The organism is Actinosynnema sp. NPDC050436 (genome assembly GCF_040655415.1).
In the GTDB taxonomy this organism is placed as follows: domain Bacteria; phylum Actinomycetota; class Actinomycetes; order Mycobacteriales; family Pseudonocardiaceae; genus Actinosynnema.
In genome coordinates this window covers 744,835-759,433 of record NZ_JBFAJV010000003.1, presented here as the reverse complement: position 1 = coordinate 759,433, position 14,599 = coordinate 744,835, and the positions used below count along the sequence as shown (strand labels likewise).

The 14,599-nt window shown below is 71.5% G+C and carries 15 protein-coding genes and 1 tRNA gene; 9 read left to right on the top strand and 7 right to left on the bottom strand.

The annotated features are described in order from the left end of the window. Positions 1 to 6: 6 nt before the first annotated feature. From AB0I60_RS12115 to AB0I60_RS12105, 3 genes are all read left to right on the top strand, one after another. The gene (locus AB0I60_RS12115; RefSeq protein ID WP_360728274.1) at positions 7 to 966 is read left to right on the top strand and encodes a metallophosphoesterase; all 960 of its coding nucleotides are present in this window, start codon (positions 7 to 9) and stop codon (positions 964 to 966) included. A 25-nt stretch (positions 967 to 991) separates the two neighbouring features. After that, positions 992 to 1,068: transfer RNA gene (locus AB0I60_RS12110), tRNA-Pro, on the top strand. Positions 1,069 to 1,821: 753 nt separating this feature from the next. Then, on the top strand, positions 1,822 to 2,154 hold the full coding sequence (locus AB0I60_RS12105; RefSeq protein WP_360728272.1) for a hypothetical protein: 333 nt from the start codon (positions 1,822 to 1,824) through the stop codon (positions 2,152 to 2,154). 100 nt (positions 2,155 to 2,254) lie between these two features. Here the strand turns inward: AB0I60_RS12105 and AB0I60_RS12100 are convergent, their stop codons facing one another. Next, positions 2,255 to 2,842 carry a Uma2 family endonuclease gene (locus tag AB0I60_RS12100; RefSeq protein ID WP_360728270.1) on the bottom strand — a complete coding sequence of 196 codons (588 nt, stop codon included), beginning with the start codon at positions 2,840 to 2,842 and terminating at the stop codon, positions 2,255 to 2,257. Between the two features lie 768 nt (positions 2,843 to 3,610). Between AB0I60_RS12100 and AB0I60_RS12095 the strand changes: the two genes are divergently transcribed. The 4 genes from AB0I60_RS12095 to AB0I60_RS12080 all read left to right on the top strand — a co-directional run bounded on the left by AB0I60_RS12095 (position 3,611) and on the right by AB0I60_RS12080 (position 7,015). Continuing rightward, positions 3,611 to 3,817 (top strand): hypothetical protein, encoded by a 207-nt coding sequence (locus AB0I60_RS12095; protein ID WP_360728268.1) that lies wholly within the window; start codon positions 3,611 to 3,613, stop codon positions 3,815 to 3,817. A 301-nt stretch (positions 3,818 to 4,118) separates the two neighbouring features. After that, positions 4,119 to 4,340, top strand: coding sequence for a hypothetical protein (locus AB0I60_RS12090; RefSeq protein ID WP_360728265.1), 222 nt, complete (start codon positions 4,119 to 4,121; stop codon positions 4,338 to 4,340). 48 nt (positions 4,341 to 4,388) lie between these two features. Next, on the top strand, positions 4,389 to 5,201 hold the full coding sequence (locus AB0I60_RS12085) for a methyltransferase domain-containing protein (RefSeq protein WP_360728264.1): 813 nt from the start codon (positions 4,389 to 4,391) through the stop codon (positions 5,199 to 5,201). Continuing rightward, positions 5,198 to 7,015, top strand: a complete 1,818-nt coding sequence (locus tag AB0I60_RS12080; protein WP_360728261.1) for a prolyl oligopeptidase family serine peptidase — start codon at positions 5,198 to 5,200, stop codon at positions 7,013 to 7,015. The genes AB0I60_RS12085 and AB0I60_RS12080 overlap by 4 nt, the downstream gene beginning before the upstream one ends. 46 nt (positions 7,016 to 7,061) lie before the next feature. Here AB0I60_RS12080 and AB0I60_RS12075 read toward each other — a convergent pair whose 3' ends face one another. The 3 genes from AB0I60_RS12075 to AB0I60_RS12065 all read right to left on the bottom strand — a co-directional run bounded on the left by AB0I60_RS12075 (position 7,062) and on the right by AB0I60_RS12065 (position 8,704). After that, positions 7,062 to 7,550 carry a DNA starvation/stationary phase protection protein gene (locus tag AB0I60_RS12075; RefSeq protein WP_360728258.1) on the bottom strand — a complete coding sequence of 163 codons (489 nt, stop codon included), beginning with the start codon at positions 7,548 to 7,550 and terminating at the stop codon, positions 7,062 to 7,064. 48 nt (positions 7,551 to 7,598) lie between these two features. Continuing rightward, on the bottom strand, positions 7,599 to 8,021 hold the full coding sequence (locus tag AB0I60_RS12070) for an organic hydroperoxide resistance protein (RefSeq protein ID WP_360728255.1): 423 nt from the start codon (positions 8,019 to 8,021) through the stop codon (positions 7,599 to 7,601). Positions 8,022 to 8,143: 122 nt separating this feature from the next. Beyond that, positions 8,144 to 8,704: an NAD(P)H-dependent oxidoreductase gene (locus tag AB0I60_RS12065; RefSeq protein ID WP_360728252.1), complete on the bottom strand. Its 561-nt coding sequence runs from the start codon at positions 8,702 to 8,704 to the stop codon at positions 8,144 to 8,146. Positions 8,705 to 8,782: 78 nt separating this feature from the next. Between AB0I60_RS12065 and AB0I60_RS12060 the strand changes: the two genes are divergently transcribed. Further along, positions 8,783 to 9,850: an alpha/beta hydrolase gene (locus AB0I60_RS12060; protein ID WP_360728250.1), complete on the top strand. Its 1,068-nt coding sequence runs from the start codon at positions 8,783 to 8,785 to the stop codon at positions 9,848 to 9,850. Positions 9,851 to 9,944: 94 nt separating this feature from the next. Here AB0I60_RS12060 and AB0I60_RS12055 read toward each other — a convergent pair whose 3' ends face one another. Together AB0I60_RS12055 and AB0I60_RS12050 are read right to left on the bottom strand one after the other, a co-directional pair. Beyond that, entirely contained in the window at positions 9,945 to 11,393 is a 1,449-nt protein-coding gene (locus tag AB0I60_RS12055; RefSeq protein WP_360728248.1) for a catalase, read from the bottom strand. A gap of 28 nt (positions 11,394 to 11,421) precedes the next feature. Next, positions 11,422 to 11,841, bottom strand: coding sequence for a Fur family transcriptional regulator (locus tag AB0I60_RS12050; protein ID WP_360728245.1), 420 nt, complete (start codon positions 11,839 to 11,841; stop codon positions 11,422 to 11,424). 85 nt (positions 11,842 to 11,926) lie between these two features. Here AB0I60_RS12050 and AB0I60_RS12045 point away from each other — a divergent pair, with 85 nt between their 5' ends. After that, the gene (locus AB0I60_RS12045) at positions 11,927 to 13,105 is read left to right on the top strand and encodes an MFS transporter (protein WP_360728242.1); all 1,179 of its coding nucleotides are present in this window, start codon (positions 11,927 to 11,929) and stop codon (positions 13,103 to 13,105) included. A gap of 34 nt (positions 13,106 to 13,139) precedes the next feature. On the opposite strand, the gene AB0I60_RS12040 is transcribed toward AB0I60_RS12045, so the two are convergent. Next, positions 13,140 to 14,576 (bottom strand): gluconokinase, encoded by a 1,437-nt coding sequence (locus AB0I60_RS12040; RefSeq protein ID WP_360728239.1) that lies wholly within the window; start codon positions 14,574 to 14,576, stop codon positions 13,140 to 13,142. Positions 14,577 to 14,599 lie beyond the last annotated feature (23 nt).

Genomic DNA, 14,599 nt, shown 5'->3' with positions numbered 1-14,599 from the left:
GCAACCGTGAACACGTTCGGCCGCGCCCTCCTCGCCACGACCGCCCTCGGTACCGCCACCGTCGCGTACGCGGCCGGGATCGAGCGGAGGCACTGGACGCTGCGCCGGGCCACGGTCCCGGTGCTGGCGCCGGGTTCCGCGCCGCTGCGCGTGCTGCACATCTCCGACCTGCACATGCTGCCCGGCCAGAAGTCCAAGCAGCGGTGGGTGGCGGCGCTGGACGAGCTGGAGCCGGACCTGGTCGTGAACACGGGCGACAACCTGGCGCACAAGCAGGCCGTGCCGGCCGTCATCCGCGCGCTGGGCCCGCTGCTCAACCGGCCGGGCGTGTTCGTGTTCGGCAGCAACGACTACTTCGCGCCGCGTCCCAAGAACCCGGTCCGGTACCTGCTGCCGTCGTCCAAGACGAAGCGGATCCACGGGATCTCCCTGCCGTGGCGCGACCTGCGCGCGGCGATGGTCGAACACGGCTGGCTGGACCTGACGCACACCCGCGAGGCGTTCACGGTCGGGGGCCAGTCCGTCTTCGCAGCAGGCCTCGACGACCCGCACCTCAAACGCGACCGCTACGAGGACATCGCGGGCCCGGTCCCCCAGGCCGCGCTGCGGTTGGGCGTGACCCACTCCCCGGAACCCCGCGTCCTGGACCCGTTCGCGGCGGACGGCTACGACCTGGTGCTGGCCGGCCACACCCACGGCGGCCAACTGCGCATCCCGGGCTACGGAGCCCTGGTGACCAACTGCGACCTGGACCGCTCCCGCGCGCGAGGCGTGTCGAGGTGGGGCGCGCACATGTGGCTGAACGTCTCGGCGGGTCTCGGCACGTCCCCGTACGCCCCGGTCCGCTTCGCGTGCCCACCCGAGGCCAGCCTGCTGACCCTCGTGGCGAGGACCGAAGTCGCAGGTCAGACGGGGTCTGGGACGGAAAGGGATACCCGGTTCGGAGTCGGTGGGAACGTCAGGTAGAGTTCTCCTCGTTCGAGAGCAAGACCGGGGTGTGGCGCAGTTTGGTAGCGCGCTTCGTTCGGGACGAAGAGGTCGCAGGTTCAAATCCTGTCACCCCGACCAGATCAGGCCCGGTATGTCGCAAGACATACCGGGCCTGACGTGTATCTGCGTGACTAACTGCGTGACTGAGCCTCGGCGACCGGGAGATCTGGTTCACGGCGGTCGCGCCGTCTTGGATCATCGGCCGGGCACGGTGACGGTCCACCGCCTCCGTGACCGACGTGCCGCTGTGCCCCGCGAGGCGCGAGCTCCAGTCGACGGCCTTCGGCTGTTGCCGGCGGGGTTCCACACCACGCTGCCCCGAGGAGCAGATGCCCGGCCGTGGGCTTACCCATGCGCTGCCTAACGAGGTCGCCGGGGACTTGCGCGGCGACGACTTCATCGAAGCAGACGCGTTCAGGAATCAGGTGCTGACCGACGCGGGCAAGGAATGCCAGGATCTCGCCCTCGACGCGGTCGTACGGTTCCAGTGCCGGCCGTGTGGCGGACGTTCGTCGCCGCAAGCAGCAACCGCCCGCCTCGCATGTTTGGTAAGGAGTTCGCTGGTCATGGACCGGTTGCGGGGAAGGCGGGACGTCTCCAGCATCTGGCAATGGGATTGGTACCCGACCAGAGGTCGCCTCGTCTACGAGGGGAGACACCTCGTAGACGGCACGACTATCGGGTTATAGCTGGCGATCGGGCGGTAACACTCCACTCCTGCTCGGCGACGCACTTGGCATGATGCGAACGGCGGTACCGGTGATCTGTGGGGTGCTCGCACTGGTAGGAGGCTGTGGCAGCACAGGGGGCGGAGCAGCGCCCACATCCAGCGTGATCGCACCGTCGAGCGACGCGGCGGCGATGTCCTCGGCGCCCGCGGCGGCCGGCATCCCACCGGAGCCGGATGCAGGCACAAAAGCGGCCTACCTGGACGAGTTGCGGGCGATCGATCCGCGTCTCGTGGACGAGGACAACCTCGATAAGGCCGTCAACCGGGGCCGCAACCAGTGCAGTTCAGTAAGGGAACACCCTGGCGACCAGGCGAGGCTGGTCGACTTGACGAACCGCAGGTTCATCGCGCCAGACGCCAGCAACGGATTCGGGCTGGAGGTTGCCGAGCGGGTACTCGCGGTCGTGCGCAAGCACCTGTGCCCTACGTACTAGTGAACTACGCATTGAGGTCAGTACCCGCGTTCAAGTGCACCCGTAAGGTGCTGGACAGCGCTTACGGTGCTTCTGAACTCCGTGTCCGATTGGGTAGGGCTTATCGATCCTTCTGGCGCTGGCGTCGTCCTGTGAGCGCGGCCGGGTCGAAGGTAATCGTGGCTCCGCCTGGAATGTCAACGGTGCCAGCCGTGCCCGCCCGGAGTGTGGTGGTTTCCACGTAGGCACCCTGGTCCAGGCGGTAGCAGTAGATCACCGGCTGGGTTTCGTCGCTGATCTCCACCCGCCAGAACGCGGGTACGCCGGCGGCGGCGTACGCGGCCGGCTTGGTGAGCCGGTCGGTCTGCCTGGTCGATGGGCTGACGACTTCGATCGCCAATGCCACCAGGACCACGTCGACATTGGTCGTATCACCAGGCAGCACCTCGGTGCACACCACCACATCGGGGATGTAGCCGACCTGTGGAGCGACGCGAACACCCACGGCGGTGACCGCTTCCATGCCGCTGTCGGTGACAGCGTCGTCCAGCAACGACTGAAGGCGATCGGCGATGCGCTGGTGGCCCACGGCGGGCGCGGCGCTCACCACGAACCGCCCGGCGTGCAGCTCGATCCGATGACCCGGTTCAGGGGTGACACTCTCCCAGTCCTCCACCGTGTAGCCGTCGAGCCGCCGTGCGCTGGTCACTGATTCTCCCCTCGGCCATCGGCGCGGTTCTGGCAGGTTCCCTTGACTGCCGAAGGAGGCGACCACCCCCGCTCGCGCGGGGAAGGCACCGGCAACCTGCGGCCTGGCCAGATTTTGACGATCACCCCCGCGTGTGCGGGGAAGAGGCGTCGCTAGCTGGAATTTTACCCGTAGACGCCCGATTCTATTCGGGCTGCGACCGCGTCAGGTGTCCCGCCTTCTCGACGGACCCCGGTTCGGCGTCGCCCGCAGGACGCGGACCAGGAACCGCCCCCGCGTGTGCGGGGAGAACACTTGCTGAGCTGGGACTCTACCCGCCGGCACCCTCATTTCGATTCGGTCTGACCCAGTCTCGGAAGAGCGACAGGGCTGCCCTAGCCTGCACCGAGAGCAGTGGACCGGCCCTGGGGTTTCGGGGGCCAGGTATCGGACCCGCTATCCGGGTTTGTCCGCACTCTGCAAGCACAGCGCCACATCGCTGCTGCCAGACTCGGTGGCATGGTCTCGGCTCGCTCCCGTCGTGTTGCCGCCCGTGCGTTGCGCCTGGCCGAGGTCGGGCACGCCCAGTGGTGGTTCGGGAACCTGTACGAGGCCCTTGCCAAGGTGCCCGACCGGATGGCTCAGCGAACCGGGAAGGTGTCACCCCTCGGAAGTGGCAGTCCGGTGCGGTACTACGCCGTGGGGGCTCCTGGGACGCTTCCTGCGGTTCTTGTCGGGGCCGTTGCGGCTTGGGGAGCGGCGCGTGGTCGGGGGTGGCTGGTCACGGCGGTGGTCGGGTCCGGGGTTGGAGTCGGGCTGACGGCTTGGCTCGTCCGCAACGTCAACCTGCCGCTGTTCTTCGTCGAGCGCGTGCCGTCCGACGCCGAGCGGGCCGCGTTGTTGCGCACCTGGCACCGGGTCAACGTCGTCCGACTCTTCATCACGGGTGGGGCGTTGGTGGCGATTCGAGTTGCCCGGGTGCGGGTGACTCGGTAGCGCGCCAACCCCGGCAGGTCCGAGATGGGACCGCCCAGAAGTCCGCTCGGATGGAGCAATGGGTGTCACTCGCTGCGTTTGCCTACTCGCCGTGGGCTAGGTCGCACGATGGAGTGAACTTTCGTCCTTGTAGCCGTATTCCGACGTAACGTGGAACGCACTACGAGCAAATGTCACTTTCTGTTACACCGAATGAGTGATGATTGACGGTTCAACTCACGCAACGTAACGACGGTCTAGATCGACGCGAAGACGAAGCATCACGTCGGTCACAGACGCTTCCACGGTAGGAGAGCCGCACATGAGCATCGTCTCCGCGATCAAGCCGACCTCCGGCAACTGGGTCCACCTCGTCGCCTGGGGCATGGTCGCCGCCGGCCTGGCCGGGGTCGTCACGGTGCTCGCCTCCCCCGTCGCCGGTGTCGTGGCCGGGCTCGTGCTCGCCCTCATCGGGCTCGCCGTGAACTCGCTCTCCCGGGCCTCGCACAAGATGGACCAGATCTTCGCCGAGGAACTCGACTAGGGACCAGTACCACGCGGTCGTCCCGGACGGCGCGGCACGATCGGCGGCATGGCTGACGACGTGACGCGCGAGGGACTCCGCCGGCTCTACGGGACAGGCGACCTCGCCGAACGGCCGGTGTTCACCGGCGGCTTCATCAACTTCGGGTACTGGGCGGGCATCCCGCTCGGCGGCACGCTCACCGTCGACCAGCGCACCGCTTCCCAACGCGCCCTCTACGACCTCGTCCTGGACCACCTCGCCCTCACCCCGGACCACCGCGTCCTGGAGGTCGGCTGCGGTCGGGGTCGGGGCGCGCGCGAGGTGCTGCTGCGCAACCCCCGCAGCCTGCACGGCCTCGACCTGGTCCCGCAGCAGGTCGCCCGCGCCCGGGAGAACACGCCGGGGGCCACCTTCACCGCCGGCTCCGCGTCGGACATCCCCTTGCCCGACAACGCTTTCGACCGGCTGCTCTCGGTCGAGGCCGCGCAGCACTTCGAGGACCTGACCGGTTTCGCCCGCGAGGCCGCGCGGGTGCTCGTGCCCGGCGGGCGGCTGGCCGTCACCACGTTCTTCGCCTGCCATGAGGGTCTCGGGCCGCAGCTCGCCGCGCTCCTGGAGACCTTCGCCACCGGCCTCGACCTGGCCCACCCGGTGGGCCGGTTCGCCGCCGACCTGCGCGCCGCCGGGTTCGTGGACGTGCGCGCGGACAGCATCGGCGAGCACGTCTGGACCGGGCTGGACCGGTGGCTCGCGCTCGGCGACCAGCCGGACCGGTGGGACCGCAACTACGCCCGCGCCGCCGGGCGCGGGCTGCTGGACTACTACCTGGTCACCGCGAACCTGGGCACGGCTCGCCAGCCGGCAGGATCGGGGGTGTGACGACGCACCCGACCGCCGCTGTCCCCGACCCGCTGTTCGACGACACCGAAGCCGAAACCCGCTGGCGGGACCGGTTCACCGCGCCGAGGGTCAGCCTGCCCGGGTGGGCGGACGACGCCCCGGACCGCAGCCTCTACCTGTCGAACTCCAGCGGGGTCTGGGAGATCTACGCCTGGGATCGCGGCGCGGACACCCACCGCAAGGTCACCGACCGCCCGAACGGCACCTCGCACGCCGCGCTCAGCCCGGACGGCGAGACGATCTGGTGGTTCGCCGACAGCGACGGCGACGAGTTCGGCGTGTGGGTCAGCGAGCCGTTCGACGCCGGCGAAGACGCCCGGCCGGCCGTCGAGGGCGTGCCGGCGGGCTACCCGGCGGGCCTGGAGATCGGGCACGGGCTGGTCGCCGTCGGCACCTCCACCGACGACGGCACGACGGTCTACGTGGCGCGCGACGGCGGCCCGGCCGAGGTGGTCTACGCGCACGAGAACGACGGCGGTGTCGCCGCGCTGTCCAAGGACGAGACGCTGCTCGCGCTGGCGCACTCCGAGCACGGTGACAACCGGCACACGGCGCTGCGCGTCATCACGCCGACCGGCGAGGCGGTCGCCGAGAAGTGGGACGGTCCGGGCAAGGGCCTGGACGCCATCGCGTTCAGCCCGCTGCCCGGCGACAACCGGCTGCTGGTGCTGCACGAGCGCCGGGGCCGCGAGGAGCTGCTGATCTGGGACGTCGCGGCCGACACCGAGACCGAGGTCCCGATCGACCTGCCCGGCGAGATCAGCGCCGACTGGTTCGAGGACGCGAAGGCGCTGCTGGTCGTGCACACCTTCCAGGCGCGCAACACGCTGCACCGCTACGACCTGGGCACCGGGGTGCTGACCGCGCTGGACACCCCGCACGGCACGGTCGGGTCGGCGTCCGCGCGGCCGGACGGCGCGGTCGAGTTCTCCTGGTCGTCGGGCGCGCAGCCGGGTGTGGTGCGGGTGCTGGACGTGGACGGCGACGAGCGCGTGCTGCTCGCGCCGCAGGGGCACCGGGCGGCTCCCTCCGTCGAGCTTCAGGACGTGTTCGTCGGTGACGTGCACGCGCTGGTGGCACGTCCGGGGGGTGCGCCGGACGGTCCGCTGCCGACGGTGTTCAGCCTGCACGGCGGCCCGCACTCGGCGGACGAGGACCGGTTCTCGGCCTACCGCGCGGTGTGGCTGGACGCCGGGTACGCGGTGGTGCACGTCAACTACCGGGGCTCGACCGGCTACGGCTCGGCGTGGCGGGACGCGATCGAGGGCCGGCCGGGCCTGACCGAGCTGGAGGACGTGGCGGCGGTGCACGACTGGGCCGTGTCGTCGGGGTTCGCGGACCCGGCGGGGTGCGTGGTCAACGGCGCGTCGTGGGGCGGGTACCTGACCCTGCTGGCGCTGGGCACCCAGCCGGAGCGGTGGGCGGCGGGCGTCGCGGGCGTGCCGGTGGCGGACTACCTGGCCGCCTACGAGGACGAGATGGAGCCGCTGCGCGCGTTCGACCGGGCGTTGTTCGGCGGGTCGCCGGAGGACGTTCCCGACCGGTACCGCGAGTGCTCGCCGCTGACCTACGTGGACGCGGTGCGCGCGCCGGTGCTGGTGCTGGCGGGTGAGAACGACCCGCGCTGCCCGATCCGGCAGATCGACAACTACCTGGAGCGCCTGGCGGCGCGCGGCGCGGCGTACGAGGTGTACCGGTACGACGCCGGGCACGGGTCGCTCGTGGTCGCGGAGACGATCCGGCAGACGGCGGCGGAGGTCGCGTTCGTCCGGAAGGTCGTCCGGCCGCAGTAGGACGGGCCGGCCGGGGTCCGCGGTGGGCGCGGACCCCGGGGGCCGGTCACGCCTGCTGGGCCTGCCACATCCAGTGGGCCTGCTCGAGCTGCTTGGTGATCTCGATGAGCAGGTCCTGGGTCACCAGGTCGGACTTGTCGGTCTCGTCGATCCGGCCGCGCAGGCGCTCGATCAGCTTGGCCAGGGCGGTGACGACGGCGGCCACGACGTCGTCCTCCTTGAGCCAGCCGTCCGGGAAGTCCGGCACGCCCGAGGACGCGGCCACCGTCTTCGCCTTGCCGTTGGGCGAGATGCCCAGCGCGGAGGCCCGCTCGGCGACCTCGTCGGTGTAGGTGCGCGCCGTGGTGACCAGCTCGTCGAGCTGGAGGTGGACGCTGCGGAAGTTCTTGCCGACCACGTTCCAGTGCGCCTGCTTCGCCACCAGGGACAGGTCGATCAGGTCGACCAGGGTCGCCTGGAGCACGGTCCCGACGGACTTCTTGTCGGCGTCGGACAGCGGGCTGGAGATCGGGGACTTGGTCGGGGACTTGGCCATGGTGCTAGCGCCTCCTTCACACGGTGGCGGGGTGGGCCACCTCGATCTTCAGACGGTGGCGGTCAGCGCCACCTCGATGTTGCCGCGCGTGGCGTTGGAGTACGGGCAGATCCGGTGGGCCTGGGCGACCAGGTCGTCGGCCTCCGGCTGCCCCAGTCCGGGCAGGTGCGCGCGCAGGTCCACGGCGAGCTGGAAGCCGCCGTCGCCGTCCCGGCCGAGGCCCACCCTCGCGGTGACCTCGGTCCCGCTCAGCGGCACCTTGGACCGGCGGGCGGCGACGCCCAGCGCGCTGTGGAAGCACGCCGCGTACCCGGCCGCGAACAGCTGCTCCGGGTTCGTCCGGTCGCCACCGGCGCCGCCCAGCTCCACGGGGGTGACGAGCTGCTCGTCCAGCACGCCGTCCGAGGAGCGGACCTCGCCGTCGCGGCCGTCGCCGACCGCCGTGGCCTCCGCCGTGTAGAGCACCTGCATGAACGCTCCCCTTCGAGCTGGTGGCCCGGGTTCCTGTCCCCCTCACCACCCGGTTCGCACCGGACCGCGCCGCGAGGCGCGGCAGCTCACGCCGAGGAAGACTTACCCGCCCAGTACAGCCGTCAACCGGTCTGTGACACGGCGAACTCCGCCACCTGTCGCCCGATCGTGCGCAAAGTGGCCGCGACCGTGGGATCCGAACAGCCCCCTTCGAGGTCGAACTCGACCTCGCGGGAGTTGATCGCGGACCCGAGCGGGGTGGGCCAGCCGCGCAGCGCGTGCACGATGGAGCGCAGCGCGGTCAGCGTGGTCACCGACGCCTGCCAGCCGCGCGCGGCGGCCACGCAGCCGACCGCGCGGCCGTCCAGGTAGGGGCGGTCGTCCTCGCGCAGGTCCTCGACGTAGTCCAGGGCGTTCTTGACCAGGCCGGACACCGTGCCGTGGTAGCCGGGCGAGACGAGCACGACGCCGTCGGCCCGGCGCAGCGCCTCGACCAGGCGGTGGGCGTTGTCCGGGCGGTCGGCGACGGCGGGGTCGTAGAACGGCAGCACCAGGTCCGGCCCGCAGACCTCGATGACCTTGGCACCCGCGTCCGCCGCGCCGGACAGCGCGATCCGCAGGGCGCGCTCGGACTGCGAGTTCGGGCGCAGCGAACCGCCGACCCCCACCACCGTGACCGTCATGGTCCCGATCCTGCCACCTCCACCTAGCTGGAGGTCCAATTGTGGCCGGGCTGCCTACCCGCTAGTAACGTGCGTCTCATGTCGAAGATCGCCGAGTCGCTGCCCCCCGGCGTCCTGTCCGGTGCCCTGCGCTTCGCGTTCGGCCTGCCCCGGCCGCTGCGGAGGCTGATCACCGGACCGCCGATCACGTTGGACGGCCAGCGACTGCACCCCGACGCGCACCTGCTGCTGCGGCTCCAGCAGCTCAGCGGCGAGGACTGGGCGACCACCACGCCGGCGGCCAACCGCACGGCGATGGCCCGGAGCAACGCCCTGGTGACCGGTCCGGTGGTGTCGGGCGTGAGCGTCCGACCCGTGTCGATGGACGGCGTCGGCGGCCGGTTCTACACCCCGCGCGGCCTGGCGGGCGGGTCGCCGCTGCTGGTCTTCTACCACGGCGGCGGCTGGGTGGCCGGCGACCTGGACAGCCACGACAACCTGTGCCGGTACCTGGCGGTCGAGGCGGGCGTGCGGGTGCTGTCCGCCGACTACCGGCTGGCCCCGGAGCACCCCTTCCCGGCGGCGGCCGACGACGCGGCCACCGCGTTCGGGTGGGCCGTGGCGAACGCTTCGGAACTGCGCATCGACCCCCGGCGGATCGCGGTCGGCGGGGACAGCGCGGGCGGCAACCTCGCGGCCGTGACGGCGCTGGGCGCCGAAGCGGTGAAACCGGTGTTCCTGCTGCTGTTCTACCCGGCGGTGGACGCGACCAGGCGACGGCGGTCGCGCGAGCTGTTCGGCAACGGCTTCTTCCTCACCGACCAGAAGATGGACTGGTTCCTGGACCACTACGCGCCGTCCCGCGACGCGCACGCCGACCCGAGGCTGTCGGTGCTGCTGGCGGAGGACCTGAGCGGCCTGCCGCCCACCTACCTGGCGACGGCCGGCTTCGACCCGCTGCGCGACGAGGGCGAGGCGTTCGCGGAGAAGCTGGCCGAGCAGGGCGTGCCGGTGGTGCTGCGGCGGCACGAGGGCCTGTTCCACGGGTACGCGAACATCCTCGGCGTGGGCGGGGTGTTCCGCGAGGCCGTGGCCGAGGCGGTCGGCGCGCTGCGCACCGGCCTGGCCCTGGCCAACGCCCGCCAGGACGTGAGCGAGACGGCATGACGGCGACGGCGTGAGGGCGACCGAGTAGGCGGGACGGTGACCGGTGGGGAGGGGCCGGAGCCCCTCCCCACCGGCGGAACGCGCTTGGACGGCGTTACTTGCCGAAGGCGGCGGCGATCTTGTCGCCGGTCTCCTTGTCGATGCTGCGCCAGTACGCGAACACGCGCTCCAGCACCGGGGCGGACACGCCGTTGCCGGCGTGGCTGATCACCGTGTGCACCAGGCGCTCGCGCTGGGCCTCGTCCATCACCTCGCGGATCAGGGTGCCGGCCTGGCCGAAGTCGTCGTCCTCCGCGTGCAGGTGGTACGCCGAGCGCACGACCTGGTCCTCCACGCCGTACGCCGAGGTGGTCTCCCCGGCCGCCGCCGCGCTCGCGTGCGGGCCGCCGTAGGAGTTCGGGGCGTACACCGGGTCGGACGTGTTGGTGTAGCGCATCGCGCCGTCCCGGGAGTACGAGTTCACCGGGGACTTCGGGCGGTTGACCGGGAGCTGCGCGTAGTTCGCGCCGATCCGGTACCGGTGGGCGTCCGGGTAGGAGAAGATGCGGCCGATCAGCATCTTGTCCGGGGACGTGCCGATGCCGGGCACCAGGTTGGTCGGCTCGAACGCGGCCTGCTCGATCTCGGCGAAGTAGTCCGCCGGGTTCCGGTCGAGGACCAGCTTGCCGACGGTGATCAGCGGGTAGTCCGCGTGCGGCCACACCTTGGTCAGGTCGAACGGGTTGAAGCGGTAGTCCTTGGCGTCCTCGTACGGCATGACCTGGACCTTGAGCGTCCACGACGGGAACTCGCCGCGCTCGATGGCGTGCCACAGGTCGGCGCGGTGCGCGTCGGCGTCCTCGCCGGCGATCCGGGCCGCCTCCTCCGAGGTCAGGGTCTCGATGCCCTGGTCGGTCTTGAAGTGGTACTTCACCCAGAACTTCTCGCCGGCCGCGTTCTCCCACAGGTAGGTGTGCGAGCCGTAGCCGTTCTGGTGCCGCCAGGTCTTCGGGATGCCCCGGTCGCCCATCAGCCACGTCACCTGGTGCGCGGTCTGGGGCTGCAACGTCCAGAAGTCCCACTGCATGTCGTGGTCGCGCCGGCCGGTGTCGGCGCGGCGCTTCTGGGAGCGGATGAAGTCCGGGAACTTGATCGGGTCGCGCAGGAAGAACACCGGCGTGTTGTTGCCGACGAGGTCGTAGTTGCCCTCGGAGGTGTAGAACTTCAGCGCGAAGCCGCGCGGGTCGCGCCACGTGTCGGGCGATCCCAGCTCACCGGCCACGGTCGAGAAGCGCAGCAGGGTCTCGGTCTTCGCGCCCGGCTGGAACAGCGCGGCCTTGGTGAAGCGGCTGACGTCCTCGGTGGTCTCGAAGTGGCCGAAGGCGCCGCCGCCCTTCGCGTGCACGACCCGCTCGGGCACGCGCTCGCGGTTGAACTGGGCGTTCTTCTCGATCAGGTAGTGGTCCTGGAGCAGGATCGGGCCGTTCGCCCCCAGGGTCAGCGAGTGGTCGTCGCTGGCCACCGGGATGCCGGCGTTGTTCGTCGTGTGACGCGCTTCGGTCACGCTGAAGCTCCTTCTGTGGGTGCGGCAGTCAGGTGGCCGGACGGCAGTCCGGACACAGACCCCAGAACAGGACCTCCGCCTCGTCCACGGCGAAGCCGCTCGCGTGCGAGGGCTCCAGGCAGGGGGCCGCGCCGTGGACGCAGTCGACGTCCTCGGTCCGGCCGCAGCTCCTGCACACGAGGTGGTGGTGGTTGTCACCGATCCGCGTCTCGTAGCGGGCCGGGTGACCGGCGGGCTCGATCCGGCGCAGCAGGCCGGTGCGCGCGCACGCGTTGAGCACGTCGTAGACGGCCTGCGTCGAGACGGTCCCCAGCCTGGCGCGCACCCCGTCCGCCACCTGATCGGCAGTGGCGTGCGGGTGGTCGGCGAGCCAGCCGAGGACCGCGAGCCGGGGCGCGGTGATGCGCAGCCCGGCGTCCTTGAGCAGTTCGCGTGGTCCTGGGGTCATGGCTCCACCACTCCACCATGCTTTCTGGAATCAGTCAAGAAAACGAGTGGTTAAACCTCTTGCCCGCAGGAGTGAAGATGAGCTGGTGAACCTCGCCCCCTACCTCGCCGTCCTGCGCACGCCTCGGCTGCCGTCCCTGATGCTGCTGATGCTCGTCGCCCGGGTGCCGGCGACGGCGGCGGGCATGACGATCACCATGCACGTGCTGCTCAGCCTGGAGCGCGGCTACGGCGCGGCGGGCCTGGTCGGCGCCATGGCCACGATCGGCATCGCGGTCGGCGCACCGCTGATGGGCCGGCTCACCGACCGGCGCGGGCTGCGCGCGATGCTCGCGCTGTCGATGCTGTCCGAGGCGGTGTTCTGGTTCGTCGCGCCGTTCCTGCCGTTCGAGGTGCTGCTCGTCACGTGCTTCGTGTCCGGCATCGCGGTGATGCCGGTCATGCAGATCGGCCGGCAGATCACCACCGCGCTGGTCGCCGAGGAGGGCAGGCGCACCGCGCTGGCGATGGACTCCATGGCCGTCGAGGTGGCGTTCATGGCGGGCCCGGCGCTGGGCGTCTTCCTCACCACGCACTGGCACAGCCGGGTGGCGATGTGGGCGGTCGGCGCGTCGATGGTGGTGTTCGGGCTGGTCCTCTACGCGGTGAACCCGCCCGTGCGGGACGACGTCGACCACGGCGTGCCCGTGCCGCGCGCCGAGTGGCTGACCGGACGGCTGGTCGGCGTGCTGATCAGCGCGGGCGGTGCGACCTTCGTGCTGTCCGGGGTCGAGGTCGCGGTGGTCGCCAGTATGCGCGGCATGGACCTGACCGACTGGACGGGCGCGCTGATCGCGGTCATGTGCGTGGCGTCGCTGGTCGGCGGGTTCGTCTACGGCGGGCTGGACCGGGTGCCGCCGATCTGGGTGATGATGGGCGTGATGGGTGTCCTCGCGGTGCCGATCGGCCTGTTCGGCGGGTCGCCGTGGCTGCTGGCGCTGGCGCTGGTCCCGACGAACTTCCTGTGCGCGCCGACCATCGCCGGCACGGGCGAGGCGATCACCCGGATGACGCCGGGCTCGGCGCGCGGCGAGGCGATGGGCCTCCAGGGGTCGGCGTTCACGCTGGGCGCGGCGCTGGGAGCCCCGTTCACCGGGTTCGTGATCGACCACTCGTCACCCGGGTGGGGGTTCTTCGTGGCGGGTCTGGGCGCGGTGGCGATCGCCGCCGGGTCGATGGTGCTGACGACCAGGAGCCGCGACTCCCGCGCGCCCCTGCCCCGCTGACCGCCTGCGGGGAGCCACCGCCCGCACGACAGCCCTACGGGAGCCGATCCAGGCTGTGCAGGGCCTCGTGGAGCTGTTCCACGATCGGCCGGTGCTCGGCGTAGTAGCGCTGCGCGGCGGCGTCCGGGTGGATCACGGCGGTCGGCTTGATCAGGGTCGCCGCCGCGCGGAGGTCCGGCAGCTCGCCCAGCGCGTGCCACGCCAGCAGGGCCGCGCCGACGCCGGAGCCCTCGCTGTCCTCCGCCAGCTCCAGGTCCAGGCCCAGCGCGGACGCCAGCACCGACGCCCACAGCGCGCTGCGGAACGCGCCGCCGGTCACCCGCACGGCGTGCACGTCCGCCACCGAGCGCACCGCGTCCAGCACCAGCGCCACCTGCTGCGCCACGCCCTCCACCAGCGCCCGGGTGATCTCCGCGCGCCCGTGCTCCCGGCGCACCCCGATCAGCGCCGACCGCGCGTCCGGGTCCCACCACGGGGCCCGTTCGCCCAGCAGGTACGGCAGCGCCACGACACCCGACGCGCCCGGCGGCACGTCCTCGGCCTCGCGCAGCAGCGTCGGGACGTCGACGCCGAACGCCTCGGCGGCCCACTGCGCCACGACGCCGCCGTTGCTGACCGCGCCGCCCAGCACCCACAGGCCGTCGGCGACGGCGTAGCAGAACACCCGCCCCCGCTGGTCCACGGCGGGCTGGTCGCGCACCACCCGCAGCGCGCCGCTGGTCCCCAGCGACACCGCCGCCACACCGGGTGCCACGGCACCGACGCCGAGGTTCGCCATCGGCCCGTCACCGCCGCCCAGCACCACCGGCACGCCCCGCAGGACGCCGGGCACGTCGAGGGTGAGCGGGAAGGTGGCGGTCGGCGGCAGGAGTTCGGGCAGCGACTCCGCCCGCACGCCGGCGAACTCCAGCGCGCCGGGGTGCCAGGCCAGCGCCCGCAGGTCCATCAGCCCGCTGCCCGACGCCGACGAGTGCTCGGTGACCAGTCGCCCGGTCAGGCGCAGCGCGACGTAGTCCTTCAACCCGCACCACGAGTGCGCGGTGATCCCGCGCGCGCTGAACCAGGCCAGCTTCACCAGCGGGGACATGGTGTGCACGGGGGTCCCGGTCGCGCGGTGCAGCATGAGCCCCTCGGGCGTGCCGCGCAGGCCCGACGCCTCGGCCACCGCCCGGTTGTCCGCCCAGCTCAACGACGGGGTGACCGGCACGCCCCCGGCGTCGAGGCCCAGCACGGTGTGCATCGCGCCGGTCAGCACCAGGGCGCGCACGTCGTGCCCCTGCGCGGCGACCTCGGTCAACGCCCGCAGCGCGGCCCGGAAGACCTCCTCCGGGTCGTGCGTCGCCTCGCCCGAGGGCGTGGTGCGCATCGGGTAGCCGTGCTCGGCCGACCCGACCACCACCGCGTCCCGGTCGACCGCGATGACCTTGGTGGCCGTCGTGCCGAGGTCGATCGCCAGCACTGCCTCCGCCATGTGGCGAACCTACCGGCCCACCG

Excerpts from the sequence above, each read along its gene's own strand:
- AB0I60_RS12090 (WP_360728265.1), top strand. The coding sequence starts at position 4,119 with ATGAGCATCGTCTCCGCGATCAAGCCGACCTCCGGCAACTGGGTCCAC.
- AB0I60_RS12085 (WP_360728264.1), top strand. The coding sequence starts at position 4,389 with ATGGCTGACGACGTGACGCGCGAGGGACTCCGCCGGCTCTACGGGACA.
- AB0I60_RS12075 (WP_360728258.1), bottom strand. The coding sequence starts at position 7,550 with ATGGCCAAGTCCCCGACCAAGTCCCCGATCTCCAGCCCGCTGTCCGAC.
- AB0I60_RS12070 (WP_360728255.1), bottom strand. The coding sequence starts at position 8,021 with ATGCAGGTGCTCTACACGGCGGAGGCCACGGCGGTCGGCGACGGCCGC.
- AB0I60_RS12065 (WP_360728252.1), bottom strand. The coding sequence starts at position 8,704 with ATGACGGTCACGGTGGTGGGGGTCGGCGGTTCGCTGCGCCCGAACTCG.
- AB0I60_RS12060 (WP_360728250.1), top strand. The coding sequence starts at position 8,783 with ATGTCGAAGATCGCCGAGTCGCTGCCCCCCGGCGTCCTGTCCGGTGCC.
- AB0I60_RS12050 (WP_360728245.1), bottom strand. The coding sequence starts at position 11,841 with ATGACCCCAGGACCACGCGAACTGCTCAAGGACGCCGGGCTGCGCATC.
- AB0I60_RS12040 (WP_360728239.1), bottom strand. The coding sequence starts at position 14,576 with ATGGCGGAGGCAGTGCTGGCGATCGACCTCGGCACGACGGCCACCAAG.